The sequence below is a fragment of the Chryseobacterium gleum genome, from assembly GCF_900636535.1.
GTDB lineage: Bacteria > Bacteroidota > Bacteroidia > Flavobacteriales > Weeksellaceae > Chryseobacterium > Chryseobacterium gleum.
In genome coordinates this window covers 4,432,224-4,448,960 of sequence record NZ_LR134289.1, presented here as the reverse complement: position 1 = coordinate 4,448,960, position 16,737 = coordinate 4,432,224, and the positions used below count along the sequence as shown (strand labels likewise).

Annotated in this window: 18 protein-coding genes; 2 read left to right on the top strand and 16 right to left on the bottom strand. The window is 36.9% G+C overall.

The genetic code is table 11. The annotated features are described in order from the left end of the window. Positions 1–26: 26 nt before the first annotated feature. The 3 genes from EL165_RS20330 to EL165_RS20320 form a co-directional block, all read right to left on the bottom strand. On the bottom strand, positions 27–428 hold the full coding sequence (locus tag EL165_RS20330) for a hypothetical protein (RefSeq protein ID WP_002984777.1): 402 nt from the start codon (positions 426–428) through the stop codon (positions 27–29). A gap of 64 nt (positions 429–492) precedes the next feature. Beyond that, positions 493–1,998 (bottom strand): malate dehydrogenase (quinone), encoded by a 1,506-nt coding sequence (gene mqo / locus EL165_RS20325; RefSeq protein ID WP_041462146.1) that lies wholly within the window; start codon positions 1,996–1,998, stop codon positions 493–495. Between the two features lie 244 nt (positions 1,999–2,242). Beyond that, on the bottom strand, positions 2,243–3,283 hold the full coding sequence (locus EL165_RS20320; protein WP_050791187.1) for an NAD(P)H-dependent glycerol-3-phosphate dehydrogenase: 1,041 nt from the start codon (positions 3,281–3,283) through the stop codon (positions 2,243–2,245). 225 nt (positions 3,284–3,508) lie between these two features. On the opposite strand from EL165_RS20320, the gene EL165_RS20315 reads away from it, so the two are divergent. Continuing rightward, entirely contained in the window at positions 3,509–4,537 is a 1,029-nt protein-coding gene (locus EL165_RS20315) for a peptidoglycan DD-metalloendopeptidase family protein (RefSeq protein WP_002984782.1), read from the top strand. Between the two features lie 283 nt (positions 4,538–4,820). On the opposite strand, the gene EL165_RS20310 is transcribed toward EL165_RS20315, so the two are convergent. The 5 genes from EL165_RS20310 to bamJ all read right to left on the bottom strand — a co-directional run bounded on the left by EL165_RS20310 (position 4,821) and on the right by bamJ (position 8,860). Continuing rightward, a complete protein-coding gene (locus tag EL165_RS20310; RefSeq protein WP_002984786.1) occupies positions 4,821–5,993 on the bottom strand; it encodes an MBL fold metallo-hydrolase in 1,173 nt (390 codons plus the stop codon). A 17-nt stretch (positions 5,994–6,010) separates the two neighbouring features. After that, complete coding sequence (locus EL165_RS20305) at positions 6,011–6,664, bottom strand: NAD(P)-dependent oxidoreductase (protein ID WP_002984788.1); 654 nt, start codon at positions 6,662–6,664, stop codon at positions 6,011–6,013. A 61-nt stretch (positions 6,665–6,725) separates the two neighbouring features. Further along, positions 6,726–7,136 carry an Rrf2 family transcriptional regulator gene (locus tag EL165_RS20300; RefSeq protein ID WP_002984789.1) on the bottom strand — a complete coding sequence of 137 codons (411 nt, stop codon included), beginning with the start codon at positions 7,134–7,136 and terminating at the stop codon, positions 6,726–6,728. A 65-nt stretch (positions 7,137–7,201) separates the two neighbouring features. Then, positions 7,202–8,152, bottom strand: coding sequence for a hypothetical protein (locus tag EL165_RS20295; protein ID WP_002984790.1), 951 nt, complete (start codon positions 8,150–8,152; stop codon positions 7,202–7,204). 141 nt (positions 8,153–8,293) lie between these two features. Beyond that, positions 8,294–8,860, bottom strand: a complete 567-nt coding sequence (gene bamJ / locus EL165_RS20290; RefSeq protein ID WP_002984792.1) for a BamJ family beta-barrel-assembly machinery protein — start codon at positions 8,858–8,860, stop codon at positions 8,294–8,296. A 129-nt stretch (positions 8,861–8,989) separates the two neighbouring features. Here bamJ and EL165_RS20285 point away from each other — a divergent pair, with 129 nt between their 5' ends. Next, entirely contained in the window at positions 8,990–9,997 is a 1,008-nt protein-coding gene (locus EL165_RS20285) for a catalase family protein (protein ID WP_002984793.1), read from the top strand. Positions 9,998–10,108: 111 nt separating this feature from the next. Here the strand turns inward: EL165_RS20285 and EL165_RS20280 are convergent, their stop codons facing one another. From EL165_RS20280 to EL165_RS20245, 8 genes are all read right to left on the bottom strand, one after another. Continuing rightward, positions 10,109–10,522 (bottom strand): nuclear transport factor 2 family protein, encoded by a 414-nt coding sequence (locus EL165_RS20280; RefSeq protein ID WP_002984795.1) that lies wholly within the window; start codon positions 10,520–10,522, stop codon positions 10,109–10,111. Positions 10,523–10,525: 3 nt separating this feature from the next. Further along, on the bottom strand, positions 10,526–11,053 hold the full coding sequence (locus EL165_RS20275) for a TetR/AcrR family transcriptional regulator (RefSeq protein WP_041462179.1): 528 nt from the start codon (positions 11,051–11,053) through the stop codon (positions 10,526–10,528). Positions 11,054–11,384: 331 nt separating this feature from the next. After that, on the bottom strand, positions 11,385–12,428 hold the full coding sequence (locus tag EL165_RS20270; RefSeq protein ID WP_002984798.1) for a TerC/Alx family metal homeostasis membrane protein: 1,044 nt from the start codon (positions 12,426–12,428) through the stop codon (positions 11,385–11,387). 85 nt (positions 12,429–12,513) lie between these two features. Next, a complete protein-coding gene (locus tag EL165_RS20265) occupies positions 12,514–13,122 on the bottom strand; it encodes a TerD family protein (RefSeq protein WP_002984800.1) in 609 nt (202 codons plus the stop codon). A gap of 100 nt (positions 13,123–13,222) precedes the next feature. Beyond that, positions 13,223–14,170, bottom strand: a complete 948-nt coding sequence (locus EL165_RS20260) for a hypothetical protein (RefSeq protein ID WP_002984801.1) — start codon at positions 14,168–14,170, stop codon at positions 13,223–13,225. A gap of 16 nt (positions 14,171–14,186) precedes the next feature. Further along, on the bottom strand, positions 14,187–15,362 hold the full coding sequence (locus EL165_RS20255) for a toxic anion resistance protein (RefSeq protein WP_002984802.1): 1,176 nt from the start codon (positions 15,360–15,362) through the stop codon (positions 14,187–14,189). A gap of 2 nt (positions 15,363–15,364) precedes the next feature. Continuing rightward, positions 15,365–15,922 carry a TerD family protein gene (locus EL165_RS20250; protein WP_002984804.1) on the bottom strand — a complete coding sequence of 186 codons (558 nt, stop codon included), beginning with the start codon at positions 15,920–15,922 and terminating at the stop codon, positions 15,365–15,367. Then, on the bottom strand, positions 15,912–16,736 hold the full coding sequence (locus EL165_RS20245) for a phosphoribosyltransferase family protein (protein WP_002984806.1): 825 nt from the start codon (positions 16,734–16,736) through the stop codon (positions 15,912–15,914). Before EL165_RS20245 ends, EL165_RS20250 begins: the two co-directional genes overlap by 11 nt. Position 16,737 lies beyond the last annotated feature (1 nt).

Here is a 16,737-nt window from a genome sequence, read left to right as displayed (position 1 = left end):
GGTTTTGATTGTAATTCTCCGGTTTTTCAATAAGACTCTGATATTTTTACACGATACACGTCAGAAGAATTCCTTTTGATTGATTCTACAAAAAAGCCGCCTTCTTCAGGAATCACTTCTTTCAGATCAAAGCTTTTGCAATCTTTGGGAAGACCAGAAAAAATTAGGGTAAACCAAAAATCTTTCATAAAAGGAACCGGTGTCCAGTACGGTGAAATTGAAATATTTTCTGCGTGGATCAGCTTACTTCTATGGTCAGACTGATTATCAAAAAGATAAGTCGAATGCCAGATCCTGATCAGATTTCCCAAAAACGGAGATGCCGGGAAACAACAGTGCACAATCACCTGCTTCTCTTCTTCTGTTTTCGCCTGAAGAGATTCCAGGATTTCCTTTGCAATGACCGGTTTTACAATTACTTCTTCCACCTTTTTATAAGTAATAGGTAATGAGCAACAAGTAATCGGGATTACTTATTGCTCATTATTGATGTTAATATTCTAATTCTAATTTTTCTTTTGTATAATTTCTTACTTCATGGGTAAGCTCAGGATTTTCTGCCAGTTTCTGCCCATAGGATGGAACCATTTCCAGAAGTTTTGCTTTCCATTCTCCATGAAGTTTTTTCGGGAAGCATTTTTCAAGCACATTCAGCATGGCATAAACTGCCGTAGAAGCACCCGGAGATGCTCCCAGAAGAGAAGCGATTGTTCCGTTTTTGTTCACAACTACTTCAGTTCCGAACTCAAGTTTACCTCCTTCTTTTTCATCTTTCTTAATGATCTGAACTCTCTGTCCTGCTACCTTTAGTTCCCAGTCTTCTTCTTTGGCATCTTTGATGAATTCACGCAAATGCTGCATTCTCTGAGATTTTGTCATGGCAACCTGCTGGATAAGATATTTCGTCAGAGGAATATTGTGCCACCATGCTCCGAAGAGTGATCTCAGATTTTTTGTGTTAACACTTTCAGGCAGATCAAGGTAACTCCCTTCTTTAAGGAATTTGGTGGAGAATCCTGCAAATGGTCCGAAAAGAAGAGCTTTCTTACCATCAATAATTCTAAGGTCAAGGTGTGGAACAGACATTGGCGGTGCATCTACCGTTGCCTGTGTATATACTTTAGCCTGATGTTTTTCTACCAGTTCCTGATTATGACTTACCAGCCACTGCCCGGAAACCGGAAAACCTCCGTATCCTTCACTTTCTTTAATATCCGAACTGTCCAGTAACGGAAGCGCATATCCTCCGGCACCAATGAATACAAAGTCGGCAACCACTTCCTGTTTGTGATTATTGATCCTGTCTTTTACCTTCATTTCCCATTGACCATTCTCTCTGGCATCAATATCTTTTACTTCATGGTACAGGAAAACCTCTACGTTGGAATCTTCCAGGAGATGTCTTCCCATCTTTCTTGTCAGTGTTCCGAAATTTACATCCGTTCCCATATCCATTTTTGTAGCAGCCATTACCTCAGACTGGTTTCTTTTGCTCATCACCAATGGAATCCATTCTCTCAGTTTATCGTGATCTGTAGAAAATTCCATTCCTGAGAACAGAACAGATTCTGTCATTTTATCGTGACGCTTTTTTAAATATTCAGCATCTTTTTCTCCGAATACAAGACTCATATGCGGACATGAATTGATGAATTCTTTCGGCTGATGAATATATCCCTTGGTAATCAGATAAGCCCAGAATTGCTTTGAAATTTCAAACTGTTCTGCAATGCTTTCTGCCTTAGTGATATCAATAGATCCGTCCGGCTTTTCCGGAGTATAATTTAGCTCACAAAAAGCGGAGTGCCCTGTTCCGGCGTTGTTCCATGCTGCTGTACTTTCTTTGGCAAACCTTCCTAGCCTTTCGAAGATTGCAATTTCAAGATTTGGATCAAATTCATGCAGCAGCGTTGCCAAAGTGGCGCTCATGATTCCGCCGCCTATCAGTACAACGTCGTATTTAGGTTTCGGTGTTCTGCTTGTAAGCGATTGTGACATAATTTTAAATTTTACTTCAAATTTCGGGAAAAGTTTTAAAAACCGGAACGCGTTTAACGATTTTAACACCTTATTTTTTGAGTCAGAAACACTTCTTTAGTACACAACAAAAAGCCATCGAAAATTTCAATAAAGTACTATTGAAATCATTGATCATTCTTATATAAAAATGAATAAAAAAACTTAAGCACCGGATGCTTAAGTTTTAATTATTTTACAAACAAGATTTAGTAATAAACCCCGTTTAATTCAGTTTTGCCGTCAGTTTTTTAAACTGCTTCTCAGCATTTTTACCTTCATAAAGGATGGCATATACCGTATCAATAATCGGCAGCTTAAGATTTTTCTGTTTTGCCGTTTTATAAATGGAGTCTGCAGCATAATATCCTTCCGCAACCATGTTCATAGACTGAATGGCAGATTTTACCGTATAACCTTTTCCAATCAGGTTTCCAAGGTTTCTGTTTCTTGAGAAAAGTGAATATGCCGTTACCAGAAGGTCACCCAGATAAGCACTTTCATTCACATCTCTTGGTGCTTCATAAATGGCTTCAAGGAAGGTTTCCATTTCACGGATCGCATTGGAAACAAAGACCGCTGTAAAGTTATCTCCATATCCTAATCCGCTTGCAATACCCGCTCCGATTGCAAAAATATTTTTAAGAATAGCACTGTATTCGTTTCCTAAAATATCTTTGCTTGTATGAACTTTAATAAAGTCTGAGCTGAAAATTCCTTCAAGCTTTTCAGCCGTTTCATCTTCTGCTGCTGCAATCGTAAGATAAGAAAGTCTTTCCATGGCAACCTCTTCAGCATGACAAGGTCCCGCGATAACCGCCTGATTTCTGAAACCGATTTTAAATTCATCCCGCAGATAATGAGCTACCACATCATTTACTTTTGGGATAATCCCTTTAATTGCAGAGACAAAGATCTTATCAGAATAATCACAAGTCATCTTATCCAGTGTATCAGACAGATAGATCGACGGAGTTGCCAGAACGATGACGTCACAGGCAGAAACCAGTTCATTAATATCCGTTGTCAGCTTTAAACTTTTAAGATTAAAATGGGCAGCCGTAAGATAAGTCGGGTTATGTCCGCGAAGCTCAATAGCTCCTTTTACAAATTCATTTCTTACGCACCAGTGTACTACTTTGCAGTTTTCAACAAGCATTTTTACAATAGCGGTTGCAAAACTTCCGCTACCTACAACTCCTACAGAAATATCCTTTTTATTCTTTTTTGGATTCGAAGATTCTGAAATAATTTTCTTTTTAGCCATAATTGGAATGTGAACTGCAAAGATATTAAAACAAAGACGGAACGCAGGCTTTGAAACCATGATAAAAGCCATTTTCTGAAAAAATTAACACTTCAACACAATTAAACAGCTAATTAACCGTTAAATACAGAAAAAACTGAATTTTAATTAAAAATAACTCACAAAACTTATTTTTAATTAAATTTGCAGCTTCAAAACCGTTTTAAATTTACTAAGAGAAGAAATATGAAAAAATTTCTAAACAGCAAGAAGAACGTAAACATTCTCCTGGGAGGACTTTTATTAGTAGTTTTTGCACAAGGTGTCTTCATAGCAAAGCTCTTTTCTGAAAGAGATGATAAAACCTATGAAGTGAATCTTGTAAAGATAAACACTGAAAAAGACAGTGTAGATTACCTGAAAATGAAAACTGATCTTACTCTTGTAGATCAGACTGTTGCACAGCTCAACTCCTTCCTGAAATCCAAAGACATTACCAACGAAAAACTGATGATGCTTAATCAGGACAGTATTTCAAATTCTATTTATCTTTCCAAGCAGGCTAACCGATACAGCCAGTATCTGATGGATCTTCAGAAAAAACTGATGCAGGTTCCATTAGGAATGCCTACAGATGGCTATATTTCTTCTAATTTTGGCGTAAGAAAAAATCCGATTCCGTTCAAAACGGTTTTTGCTTCAGTAAGATCAGGCGCGCCAGCAGAAGCTAAATCGGCAGTTGCTGCGACTCCAAAACCTGAAGTAAAAGCTGAGCCTGTTGAAAAGGTCATAGAACTTACAGACAGCTACGGAAATAAAAGAGAAGTAAAAGTGATGGTTACTCCAAAAGCTGCTCCTGTAGCTTCAACATCAGCACCGGTAACTTCCAAAGCTGCTACGGGCAATACCACAACACAAACAACTGTTGCTGAAAAAAACAATCCACCTGCTGAAGCCGATCAGATGCAATTCCACAAAGGGCTCGATATTGCTGTGGCTTATGGTTCTGATGTAAGAGCTGCCGCTGCCGGAACTGTTATTTTCTCGGGACAGAAAGGCGGTTACGGAAACTGTGTGATTGTTTCCCATAGTAACGGATTGGCTACATTATACGGACATTTATCTGAACTTATCTCAAAAGTGAATGATAAAGTAAAAGTAGGTCAGGTCATTGCTAAATCCGGAAATACCGGACGTTCCACAGGACCTCATCTTCATTATGAAGTACACAAAAACAACACTCCGGTAAACCCGAAATTGTTTATGAATCTATAAAAAGAAAACTGTCTCTCATGAGGCAGTTTTTTTAGCTTTAAAAGATGAAGTTCATAATTTTTTTAAACACAAAAGAGCACAAATAAATGCACAAGTATCACGAATAATTCTCATGCTGCTAGATCGTGAAATCTGTGAGAGGTTATTTTAACGCAAAGTTTTTAATTTGCTTTCTTTTGATTCTAAGGAGGCAAAGTTGGAATCAGCAAGCTGATTTGATAAGCTCTGTTGATATTTTTTAACTATTATGATATAAAAAAACAGCTGCATTGGCAGCTGTTTTTTATTTTAAAATCCTAAGCGTTCCTTTCGGATGGGTGAATGTACCATCGGAACCTGCAATATTTGAATACACAATATTTTTATTGTAATCCTGAATATGGGTAACATTAAAGCCAAGATGAGGCTCATGCCAATAGACCATAAAAACATTCTTCGCTACTTCTACAGCAGTATATTCTACCGTATCGGTACTGTTTTTTGAACTTCCTGCTGTTCCTGTAAATGTCATGGTTTTATTATCTTTAAAATCGAGAACGAATTTTACCCCTCCAAAATCTACTTCCACTTTATGGCCGATGGCCGGATATGGTGATTTTAAATCCCATTCCATTTCTTTAAGGAAAACCTTTACTCCCATCTCCAGTTCTTCTTTTCCCGGAAGATCAGGATATTTTTTAACCATAAAATCAACAATGGAAGATGAAGTTTTGTTCTCTGTCACTGCCTTTTTATAATTTTCCAAGTAACCCTTCACAAAATCCAGAGATTGTGGAGATGTAGACGGTTTTGCAAAATGGGAAGGAATGACCTGCTCCGGATTTAATGCTTTCATGGCATCAATCTGCCCTATCCACTGGTCAATTGCTTTTACATTCTGAGTGTCTGCCATCCATAGATGTGAGTCTACAGAAACTGAAATGCCACCGGCAATGGTTTTAATGGAAGGGATCCAAAGAAAGCTGTGCGCAGGATCTTCCGGATTCTGTCTGATCTCAATTTTGTTTCCTTCAAGATCAGGGATTGAAGCAGCTGCTTCAGGAACTATAATTTCTGACGGAGCATCCGCTTTCAGTTGCGGTTTCCATACTCCCATTTTATCATCTTTTGAAGCTGATATCAGGTAAGCTGTCTGCGCCGTTGAGATAATTTTAGCGTTAGGAAAGGCTTTTTTAATGACATCCAATCCAAAATAAAAATCGGGATCACTGTGCGAAATAAAAACGGTTTTCAGGTTCTTTCCTGTTGCCTTTATTTCTTTCACCAACTGTTCAGCATATTGTTTCTGAAACTGGGCATCTACCAGTATAGCGTCTTTATCTCCGTAAATAATGGTAGAAGTAATCGGGAAAATAGCTTTGGTTCCCGGATTATATACTTTTACTTTGAGATTTCCTGCAAATATGCTGATAAAGCCCAGTATTGCAAGTAACGACCATAATTTTTTTTGTATCATTTCTGTTCTTTTATATATTAGTAAGCTGCTGTGAAACGTTCACGGATGTGGTTGTTCTGTTCTAATTCATCTACCAGAGCTACTGCTACATCTTCTACAGACAGACGGCTTCTTCCGTTTTCATCAAATACCGGAGTTTCCAGTGAAGTTCTGTATTTCCCTGTTCTTTCTCCTACATTAGCCTGATTCATTTCAATTGCAGGACTGAAGAATGTCCAATCCAACGTGTTATTTTCTTTGATTTTATTTAAATAATCTCTTGCTGCTGTTGCACCGGGCTTGTAAGCTTCAGGGAAGTCCGGAGTATCTACAATCTGAACGTTATCCGGTGTGTAAAGGCTTCCCGCTCCACCTACTACAATCAGTCTTTTTACGCCTGACTGTTCTACTGCTTTCTCAATGTTCTGAGAACCGTTTAAGAAGTCGTTGTAAAGATTAGGATTTGTCCATCCTGCATTAAATGTACTGATTACAGCATCATTCCCCTTCAGTACTTCAGCTAATGCATCTACATTGTTTACGTCAACACTTTTAGCGGTTACATTTTCCTGTGTTTTTACCTTCGATGCATCTCTTACCAATGCTTCTACAGCATATCCTCTTTCTGCCAATTCTGTTACTACATGTGATCCTACAAATCCTGTTGCACCAATTACTGCTACTTTTTTCATAATGTTTTATTTTTTAAATTAAATTGTAATAAATTTTGTTACATTTAAGGGTAAAAAAATTTTATTCGAACTGATCGGTAAATTCCTGTAATGATTTGTCTCCTAAAAAATTGATAACCAAATGATCTGTTTCCTCAAATAAGGTATTTAAATGAATATTTATTTCCTTCCCGACACTGCATGCGGGATTGGGATTCTGATTTTTCTTTCCTAATACTTCCGTATTTTTAACTGCTTTATAGATCTCAGAAATTGTGATCATATCTGCATTTTTTGCAAGCTGACTTCCTCCTTCTTTTCCCTGTCTGCTGATAATCAGACCTGCTTCTCTCAATACGCTGATCTCCTTTCGGACGATCACCGGATTCACATTGATACTACCGGCCATCCAATCTGAAGTAAGCCACTCCTGAGGACTCTTTGCCAATAATGTCATTATATGTACTGCCGTAGCAAATCTTGTATTGTTCATTGTAATTACAGGGCAAAGATACACATTTTTTAAATGTAACAAAATTTATTACAGTTAAATTTTTCTTAAAGGATTAATTTGTCCAGATCAAGCAGCAGATAATTGATGTTCTGATTAATGGTACGTGTTGCCGACTGCATCTGATTGAGCATGGCTGCACGGTTATGAAGATCATCTGCCCTGTAATACCCGCCATCACTGAAAATGACAGATTTGTCTGCCGCTTCTTTATTGTCGTCAAACTGGTAGTGAAGCCATCTCATCTTCATATTCCCGATGATGGAATGTTCTTCCCTGTTGGAAAATTTTTTTTCTGTATACATATACCAGATAAAAGGCGGAAAGTTGGGGGATTCCAGCTTTTCCCTCCAGATATCTCTCAAAAGATTTCTCTGATGGATAAACTCTACTTTTTTTCCTTTGGGATTAAGAGTCGCTAAACCAAAGCCCGCTCCTAAAACCCCTCCTCCAATATCAATTGCATTGCTCCAACCCTGATCATGAACAATACCTCCGGCTATAGAAGCTGCTGCTCCGGTAATAATGGAATAAAGAATGAGCTTATTGTTTTTTGATGTGTTCAGGTTATCCACGTAATTTCCGATCTGGGCTACTCTTTCTCCTTCACAGTCAAATTCTGCGGCTACCGCATCCAGTTCTGTCAGGGCAATCGTGATTTTACTGTTTATTTTTGTTTTTAACTGTAAAACTTTGACCTGCGAAGCAAGGGATGAGTCTTTTTTAAGATCAATAATCTGATGGACCTCATCTAAGTTATCCAGTGCATTCAATATCAGGATACTCTGATCGGAAAATATCTCCTTCAATTCTTTATTGGCAGCCAGGATAGAGTCTGCATTATAAGATGGAATTTTATTGCTGTAGTTATACTTGAAAGGTGCTTTACAATAGCTGTCTTTCAGCGTAAGTATATTCTGCTGAATAGCCTGATTCTTCTTTGAGACACAAGAAGTAAGAAGCCCGAAAACAATCAAAAGGTAAAAAAGTTTTTTCATTCAGTCATATTTTTGTGCCGGATTGATCTATTGTAACCCACCGCAATTTGTCTCAGCTTTACAATTCATCAACACGAATATAATACAAATAAAAAAAATTACCTGAAATCAGGTAATTTTTTAATCTATTTTTAAGAAGGTTTACTTAATATCCAGCAATTCAACTTCGAAAACAAGGGTACTGTTTGGCCCGATCTCTTTGCTGATTTCCTGATCTCCATACGCTAAGTGTGGAGGAATAATCAGTCTCCATTTACTGCCAACAGACATTAACTGAAGAGCTTCCGTCCATCCTGAAATTACTCTGTTCAAAGGGAAAGACGCCGGAGTTCCTCTTTTCACGGAACTGTCGAATACTTTCCCGGAAATAGTTGTTCCGTGATAGTGGCATTTTACAGTAGACTTAGGACCTGGTTTCGGACCGTCACCTTCTGTAATGATTTCATATTGCAAGCCGCTTGGTAACTGTACTACACTTTCTCTTTTACCATACTCTTCCATATATTCTTTACCGTCTTTCAGGTTCTTTTCTGCCAATTCTTTTTTACGTTTAAATAACATATCTGCTACTCCCATATTATAATTTTTTACAAAGATAAGTCTTTTTAGGGTTGAAAGATGGAAATGAGAGAATGGAAGTTTAAAATCCAAAATTCCCATAAAAACAATCATACCTTTAACAATCAGTAAGTTAAATATCTTATTCATTCGAATTCAACAATCATATTATTTTACATTTATTAGCTTAAAAGGTTTTTTCCACAAAATTCAAATAATTGTAATACTTGCTTAACACAGATTTCGAAACTTGGCGTTATAATTGGATTTAAAAACTAAATGCCAAATCCAATAAAATATAATAAGAAGTTTGATGAACTGAATGAAGAGGAAAAAAAACTTCTGGAAATCAATAAAAAAACAATTGCAGATTTTGTTGAACAATCCTCTTCCATCAGTGATGTCAATTATGCTACAAGGAACGCTCACGCCAAAACCTATGCAGCAGCAAAAGGTACGTTCGTTATAGAACCTGACCTTCCGGAATTACTGAAGCCTTTTTTTGACAGGGAAAAATTTGACCTGATCATACGATTTTCCAATGCCCGGCTGAAAATCAAAAATTCGGGAAAAGATATTCCTGCCTATGGTTTTGCGGTACAGATCATGGATGAAAACGGAGGTTTACTAGCCAATTATCCATTAGTCAATTTTCCTTTGTTTCCTCTTAACTCTGTTTCAACTTTTCTGAAACTTTTTACTGCTGTCAATACGTTTTATATGAAAAAATGGAGGAGCCTATTACCGATGTTTTTTCAGATAATCAAAATGTTCCCTTATGTTTGTACCGGTGATATGCTGCGTAATATAATAAAGCTCTTCAGAAAAAGAAATGACTTTATTCTGTCGTTTGATTATTACTCGGTAGGTGCTTACCGTCTGGGAGATCAGATCATTAAAATAAAGCTATCTCCTCAATCTGTGGATAAAAATACAGGAAGAAAGCAAAAGATAGGAGACGCTTTAAAAAGTTATCTGCAGACGCATGATTTTAAAGCCGATGTTTTAGTACAGATTTGTTATGACCTGAAAGATCAGCCAATCAACAGACTGAATGTAGAATGGAAAAACTCTCCTTTTATTAAAATCGGTGAGGTCAGAATCAATAAAAATTCTTTGCTGGATGCAAGGGACTGTACCAATGAATTGCTTTCATTCAACCCTTTCGAAAGTAAAATATTTTTTCAGCCTGTAGGAAAAATACAGAAACTGCGTGATGAAGCTTATAAGGTTTCGCTGCAGACGAGAAGGAAGATTAATAAATTGCTGCATGGAAAAAACAGCTAAAATAATGATGAATTGTGAGTGATGAATGATCATTTATTAAATTGACGTTTCAGTTTCCTTTAAAAAGCTTTTAAAAACAAAAATGACTGTTGTACTAACAGTCATTCTATTTTATCTGAATTTTCTTTCTTCTTCTTTGATTGCCAGATCATTGATGCTTGCATATCTTTTTGCCATCAGGCCGTTTTCATCGAACTCCCAGTTTTCATTTCCATAAGCCCTGAACCAGTTTCCCTCTTTGGTCTGATATTCATATTCAAAGCGGACAGCAATACGATTGTCTGTGTGTGCCCAATATTCTTTCTTAAGCTTATAATGAAGTTCTTTTTCCCATTTTTTCTGAAGAAATGTTACGATTTCTTCTCTTCCATTTACAAAGGTATCTCTGTTTCTCCATTCACTGTCAATAGTATATGCTTTGGAAACCTTTTCGGGATCCTGACTGTTCCAGGCATCTTCTGCCAACTGAATTTTTTCAAGTGCCGTTTCAAGAGTGAAAGGCGGAAGCGGATGTTTCTGTTCCATAACTTACTGTATTAGATTGGTAACTATTTTTTTTGATTTTTCAATCAATTCATTGGATTTGAAAAGCTGGCTTTCTATAATGCTGCTCTCAAAAAGCATGTAAATATGATCGGAAAGCTCATCATTATTAAGCAATTCTAAAAAGAAGTTCCTGAGATCTGCTTTATGGGATTGGATAACACTAAGGATTTTGAGATTATCCATGGGAATTTCCGATAAAATATTCAGGAAACTGCAACCCCGGAAGTTTTCCTTAGCATTCATGTACACCAGAAAATCAAAAGCTTTGATGAGTTTAGATTTTGGATTTTTTTCTTTTGATAAAAAACTATTGAGTTCATGAAACCAATATTGATGTCTTACATTCAGAAATTCCACACACAGGTCTTCCTTGGATTTAAAATGCTGATAAAAACTTGCTTTGGCTACTTCTGCTTCGGAAATAATCTGGTTGATACCGGTAGAATTGTATCCTTGTCTGGTAAACAATTGAAATGTGGTTTCTATGATTCTTTCTCTTGGAGATTTCATATCGGATTTCTTTTCTGGAACAAATGTATGAAAAAAAATAACATACAGACCAGTCTGTATGTTTAGTTTTTTCATAATATCTTTTAGAAAACCAAAAGGCACGAAAAATTAATGGATACTGTGTAGTAAGGCGCAAGGATTTTATCTCCGATAAAATTTAATGTCTCTAAAAAAGAGAATAATTATTGTTGAAAATCTTTGTTTTTTTTTGCGCCTTAAAAACGACACAGCGCTTATCCTTTTTGCGCCTTTGCGTTTCCCAACAAAAGCTTCATCAACAAAAAAGCCCCTAGAGCTAAACTCCAGAGGCTTTCATTTATTTTAATTATGATTATTTTTCTTCTAATTCTTCTTTCTTCTCTTCTTCTTTTTCAGGGAAGATGATGGATAAAAGAACTGAGATTACCAGCACTCCCCCTACAATTCCCAATGAAACCGGAGACGGAATATGAATCCAAGGTGCAATCAACATTTTAACTCCAATAAAGGACAGGATAATCGCCAATCCGTATGGAAGTTTGCTGAACATGTGAATAAAGTTTGCCAGCAGGAAGTATAATGATCTTAATCCCAGAATGGCAAAAATATTTGATGTATAAAGGATAAACGGATCATTTGAAATCGCAAAGATCGCAGGAATAGAGTCTACAGCGAAAAGAACGTCTGTAAATTCGATAACCCCTACTACCACTAAAAGAGGAGTCGCCATTTTGATTCCGTTCTGAATGGTGAAGAATTTATCTCCGTCATAGTTATCGGAAACTTTCCAGAAGCTTTTGATCAGTCTTGCACCTGCTGTATTGCTGTAGTCTTCATCTTCATCATCGCCACCGTCTCCCCATGATTTGATCCCTGCATAAACAAGGAATAATCCGAACAGTGTCATTACAACGTTGATTTTTACTGCTTCCCCAAAGATATTCATTTCAGGAAGATAGGTAAGATTAATCAATCCTACTCCCGCAAATATAAATATGGCCCTGAAGATCAGTGCACCGATGATTCCCCAGAAAAGGACCTTATGATGAAGGTATTTCGGAACCTTGAAGAAACCAAAAACCAGGATAAAGACAAATAAGTTATCCACCGAGAGCGCTTTTTCAATCCAGTAAGCAGCCTGATATTGTGTGAATTTTTCTACTGCCAGAGCATTGCTTTCAGGGCTTCCATCGGTATTGAATACCCAATATACCACTCCTGAAAATACCATAGAAAGTGAGATCCATACAACTGACCATATGGTGGCTTCTTTGGAAGATACTTCGTGACTTTTCTTGTTAAATACCCCTAAGTCCAGGAGCAGCATGATAACGACTGTTACTGCAAATCCCCACACCAGACCAGGGTGCAGTTCTAAAATACTTTGATGTTCCACTTGAGTTATGTTATAATATGATAAAAGCAATAGATGTACATTGTACAAATATTGCTATTTTATTTATTTTCCGACTGACAATTGATTATAGATAATTCATCTGTACCGTCTGGATTGTCTGCTCCAGTTTTTTGTCAGCTGTAGGGTCTCCGATAGCATTGAATTTCCATTCTCCGTTTCTCTTATAGAAAACTCCCATTACCATAGCGACATGCCCTTTGAAAGAAGCATCGTTTGCAATATCATATTTTGCAAAAACTTCTCTTACATTAGTAGGTGTCCCTTCATAAATACGGATAGAAGCAAAAGGAATAGTTCCGAAATCCTGACCTCTGTAGCTGTTCAGCACCATTGCCACATGCTCTACATTGGGTTCCAGATTACTGAAGTCTACCGTAATCACCTCGTTATCCAATCCGTCATCGCCGTCTACATCACCGGTAAGGTCATCTCCACTGTGTCTTACAGAACCGTTTTTGGATTTAAGATTTCCAAAATAGATAACTTCCGTAACGTTTTTGTTTGAATCATATAAAATACAGCTTCCGTCCAGGTCTACTGCTTCTTTTTTAGTTCCGAAAAATCCTTTCTTTACAATTGCTCCCCAGTTGATTCCTACGCAAGCCTGGGATAGTACAGCTCCATTTTCTTTTTTAAGGTTAATTCTCTGACCTTTTTGTAAGTTGATAGCCATTTTTTTATGTTTAGTTGTTATTTATTTTTTAGCAAAAGGGCGAAAAAGCCAGATTGCGAAAAAAGCAAATTTGCGATTTTGCTGTTCTGCAATTTTGCCTTTAATTATTATTCAAATTCAAATTAAGCATTGCCCGCAGGATATTTGTCTCTTCATTGAAATCAAATATCTTGCTCATGATATCTATATTTTCCAGGTTTCTGATATAATCTTTCAAAACGGCTTCCACTTCTGTTGGCAGGAAACGTTTTCTTTCGTTCATGGTGTGCTCCAACTGTTCATTTTTGCTTTTCAGCTGATCAATAATGGAACTTTGGTTAGACTGATTTTCGGAAATATCCAACTTATCCAGTTCTTTATCGAAAAGATACAATTTCTTTTCATCCACGCTGAAAATAAAATAATCATCAGTCTGAAAGATCCTGAAAAGCTCATAATCATAGGTTCCGATAAGGTAGCCACATACAAAACGGACTTTAAAACCTTGTATATTGAGCCTTCCCAATAATTTCCTTTCAATAGAATAATCTTTGTACTGATATGAGGGGAAAGAATCAGATTTCAGCAGAGTTTCATCTGCATCCGTTCTGTAAAATTCCCTGGCATATTTTTTATGAAAGTACAATACATTATCCCAATTGGCTGTAAAGCGATCTTCCGTAAGATCCTGATACAAGGTTTTCAGATGTTGGGAAAATACACCACTGTACATTTTCCTGTCGGTCTGAAAGCTGTCTACCCGTCTTTCTTCAAAACCTGAAATATATTTATTGTTGATGTTAATTTCGTTAATAACAGCCAGCATATCATTTTCTTTCTGCTTTTTAATTTTGGTCAGAAGTTCTATGAGACTGTCAGTATACTGCAGGTGGAAAAGTTCCAGTTTATTATAATCCAAAGCTGTATTTTCCTGGAACAGATTGTGGATAATATCAGTTTTGATATAAATTGATATGATGTCAATATGTTCAAAAAAATTAGCAAGAAGCTTAAGCCTGGTTAACCTTCTTTTGCTTTGTGACAATATGGTTGCTGCATCATCTCCCACCTTTGTATCCTATAAATTAACCTCTGACATTCGCTTTAAGTTCATGCTCCAATGTCTGAAGATCCTGATCCAGTTTTCTCCTGTTATCTGCACCCTGTTTCTGGATTTGCTTCACTTCATTCAATGTATTGATCAGCATTGATGTTGTTTCTCTCAAAGTTTCCACAGATACGATAGTCTGCTCGTTTGCTCTGGCAACATTCACAGAATTCTGGCCTAGACGCTCCGCATTCTTTCTTAAGATTTCTTCAGTAGTAGAAGATACTTTTTGCTGAATTTCAATATTCTGCTGCTGTCTGTACATTGCCACAGCTAGCGAAAGCTGATTTTTCCAGACCGGAAGTGTAGTGGTAAGGATCGTCTGAGCTTTTTCAGCAATTGATACGTTGTTATTTTGTACCAGCCTGATCTGCGGAAGTGATTGCATCATAATCACACGCACCACTTTAAGGTCAGCCATTCTTCTGTCTAATCTTGCAATGAAATCTCTCTTATCCGCAATCTGATAATCCTGATAATTCTGCGGATTGGCTTCCATTACAGCAAGCTCGCCTGCAGCTCTTTCCATTCTGATATTTCCTGCAATGACAAGCTCTTCAATCTGCTTAATAGAATTCACATTGCTTTCAAAAATAGTCTGAAGCACAGCATTGTCTTTTGTAGACGTGATCATTCCTGCATTTACTTTATACGAGATCTGCTCAATATTATTGATGATCTTATCATATTTTGCAAAAAGATTTTCCACCTGAGTCATTACCTTTTTCATAAATGGTAATTTGCTCAGGAAGCTTTTCACTTTATTTCCGTTAAGCTCGTCTACATCTACATAATTAAGCTCCACCAAAAGGTCATTGATAAGCCCTCCTACTTCTCCTGAGTTTGATCTTCTTACATTCCCCAGGAAGCTGTCACTCTGGTTGGATAATGTTTTCTGAAGATCAGCTCCGAAATTTACGATGGAACCCGGATTGGTCTCATCAATAGAATTGGCAAGAACTTCATATTTCTGGCGTTCTTCTGACTGCAGCTGCGTCAGGTTTACATTTCCCTCTCTGTCCACAAGAACTCCCGGCGCTGCATTTTGAACAGGCTGAGAAGGAGTTGGAGGAACCATTGGAGTTGGTTCAAAGGTTTTAAGAGGCTCTATTGATCCTAGCGGATCTATGGGTTGATTTTCCTGATTGTCCATGATTACTTCTGATAAATTGATACAAATTTCTCAAGGCCCTCTCTTTGGCCTGCCCCTACAGCCTCAAATTTCCATTCTCCGTTTCTGTTGTAGATTCTTCCGAATTCTACAGCGGTTTCGATGGAGAAATCTTCGTCTAATTCATATTTTAAGATCTCTTCATTCGTATCTGTATTAAAAATTCTGATGAAAGAATTTCTTACCTGCCCAAAGTTTTGCTTTCTTGAATCTGCTTCATGAATTGTTACCACTACTGTAATTTCTTTGACCGCATTATCAATTTTTGTAAGATCAATCTTGATCTGCTCATCATCACCTGCTCCTTCTCCTGTAAGATTATCTCCCGTGTGGATTACAGACTTGTCCGGAGACTCAAGGTTATTATAGAAAATGAAATGATTATCTGAAATTAATTTTTTGTCCTCTCCTAGCAAAAATAATGAGGCATCAAGATCGAAAGCCGTTCCTGTAGAAGTATTATTGATATCCCATCCTAAACCTACAGTAAATTTAGGTGCGTTGATATTTTCTCTTTGTCCTTTTTGTAAGTTAATAGCCATAATATAATTCAGTTTGTATTAAAGTATTGATGTTGTTTTCGTATTCTTTTATTAAATGATAATTGTTACTGATGGCAAGCTCCAGAAGAAGATCCATCTGTTCCTTTTTTACTTTAGACGTAAGATAATCAAAATTACCTGAATCCAGACCTAAAATATATTTTACAATCCTTGTATTAAACTGAAAACTTTCCTTATTCATCACTTCTGCGACGTGATTTACATTTTTTACTGCATAGTAATTGAAAAAGTTTTCAATCTTTGGGTCAAGGTCAAAATTCATCAGTTCTGCATAATACAGAAACATAAAGTCTGCTTCAACCTTATATTCATCAAGAATTCTGTTCACTGTATATTCATGGCTACCGGTTATTTTGATATCGTCTATAAAAATACAAAGTTTTCCTCTCAAAAAATCCTTATCGATATAATACGTATCATTGGCAATCAGATTTTTGCGGTCTTCAAAATTAAGATTCCCATAATCTGTAATGTATGTATGATTACGATTAATTTTCGATAAGACGCTGGACTTCTTTCCTTGTTGAAACAAATAAAAGTCCAGATGTTTTTTAAAATAAAAGCATAAAAAATTGGAAGCTGTAGGAATCGCCATATAAGGGCTTGGAAGCACTACAATTTCTCTATCAGTCTTGAGAAGCTGTTCGTTTTCGGAAATAAACCCGTCAAATAATTCTCTTGCAAATTTTTCAGCATACGACTTATCGCCATATTTGAAATAACTGTATTCCGCAGGTGAGAACGTAAACTCATCCGCCGAATGAATGTGGTGTAAGCTGTATCTTGTATTCATG

Bases quoted from the DNA above. Each gene is read 5' to 3' on its own strand.
- EL165_RS20280 (WP_002984795.1), bottom strand. From the start codon at position 10,522: ATGGAACAGAAACATCCGCTTCCGCCTTTCACTCTTGAAACGGCACTT.
- EL165_RS20255 (WP_002984802.1), bottom strand. From the start codon at position 15,362: ATGGACAATCAGGAAAATCAACCCATAGATCCGCTAGGATCAATAGAG.
- EL165_RS20295 (WP_002984790.1), bottom strand. From the start codon at position 8,152: ATGAAAAAACTTTTTTACCTTTTGATTGTTTTCGGGCTTCTTACTTCT.
- EL165_RS20275 (WP_041462179.1), bottom strand. From the start codon at position 11,053: ATGAAATCTCCAAGAGAAAGAATCATAGAAACCACATTTCAATTGTTT.
- EL165_RS20300 (WP_002984789.1), bottom strand. From the start codon at position 7,136: ATGAACAATACAAGATTTGCTACGGCAGTACATATAATGACATTATTG.
- EL165_RS20320 (WP_050791187.1), bottom strand. From the start codon at position 3,283: ATGGCTAAAAAGAAAATTATTTCAGAATCTTCGAATCCAAAAAAGAAT.
- EL165_RS20265 (WP_002984800.1), bottom strand. From the start codon at position 13,122: ATGGCTATCAACTTACAAAAAGGTCAGAGAATTAACCTTAAAAAAGAA.
- EL165_RS20305 (WP_002984788.1), bottom strand. From the start codon at position 6,664: ATGAAAAAAGTAGCAGTAATTGGTGCAACAGGATTTGTAGGATCACAT.
- EL165_RS20250 (WP_002984804.1), bottom strand. From the start codon at position 15,922: ATGGCTATTAACTTACAAAAAGGACAAAGAGAAAATATCAACGCACCT.
- EL165_RS20315 (WP_002984782.1), top strand. From the start codon at position 3,509: ATGAAAAAATTTCTAAACAGCAAGAAGAACGTAAACATTCTCCTGGGA.
- bamJ (WP_002984792.1), bottom strand. From the start codon at position 8,860: ATGAATAAGATATTTAACTTACTGATTGTTAAAGGTATGATTGTTTTT.
- EL165_RS20245 (WP_002984806.1), bottom strand. From the start codon at position 16,736: ATGAATACAAGATACAGCTTACACCACATTCATTCGGCGGATGAGTTT.
- EL165_RS20310 (WP_002984786.1), bottom strand. From the start codon at position 5,993: ATGATACAAAAAAAATTATGGTCGTTACTTGCAATACTGGGCTTTATC.
- EL165_RS20285 (WP_002984793.1), top strand. From the start codon at position 8,990: ATGCCAAATCCAATAAAATATAATAAGAAGTTTGATGAACTGAATGAA.
- mqo (WP_041462146.1), bottom strand. From the start codon at position 1,998: ATGTCACAATCGCTTACAAGCAGAACACCGAAACCTAAATACGACGTT.